At 44.5% G+C, this 551-nt stretch carries 2 protein-coding genes; one reads left to right on the top strand and one right to left on the bottom strand.

The features are described from left to right. A partial coding sequence (locus R7P64_RS24535; RefSeq protein WP_318124238.1) for a 3-hydroxyacyl-CoA dehydrogenase family protein occupies positions 1 to 294 on the top strand: 294 nt, incomplete at its 5' end. A 64-nt stretch (positions 295 to 358) separates the two neighbouring features. On the opposite strand, the gene R7P64_RS24540 is transcribed toward R7P64_RS24535, so the two are convergent. After that, positions 359 to 551: CG2 omega domain protein (locus R7P64_RS24540; protein ID WP_318124240.1), on the bottom strand; the 193-nt coding region annotated here is incomplete at its 5' end.

Raw genomic sequence — 551 nt, forward strand, 5'->3', positions numbered from 1 at the left:
GAATCGAAGCTCAGCGATAACGATATTGCGTTGCGCTGTGTACTGCCAATGCTTAATGAAGCAGTACGATGCTTGGACGACGGTATTATTCGCTCTACGCGCGATGGCGATATTGGTGCGATTTTTGGTATTGGCTTCCCTCCATTCCTTGGCGGGCCATTCCGTTATATGGATCAATTCGGTTTGAAAGAACTGGTTGAGAAAATGAACGAATTTGCATCGAAATATGGCGATCGTTATGCGCCATGCGACGGACTGCTGACTAGAGCGGGTGAAGGTCGTACCTTCTACTAAGTGCTTGAAACGCTGAACATTAAAAAGGCTTGCATCGCGCAAGCCTTTTTTCGAACAGAAGTGTTTATTTCTTCTTGTCTTTTTTATCTTTGTTATGCCCTTTACCTGGGTTGTCATCGCCATGCACGCTAGCGTTTCCTTTTTTGTCTTTATCATCCCAGTTTTTAGAAGAGCAATCGTCGGATTTGACGGAAATATTGTCACCGCTTAGGCGAACACAATCTTTGCTCAACTCAAAATCGTCACCTTTTACTGTG

The sequence above is a fragment of the Vibrio sp. 2304 genome, assembly GCF_033339475.1.
Lineage (GTDB): Bacteria > Pseudomonadota > Gammaproteobacteria > Enterobacterales > Vibrionaceae > Vibrio > Vibrio alginolyticus.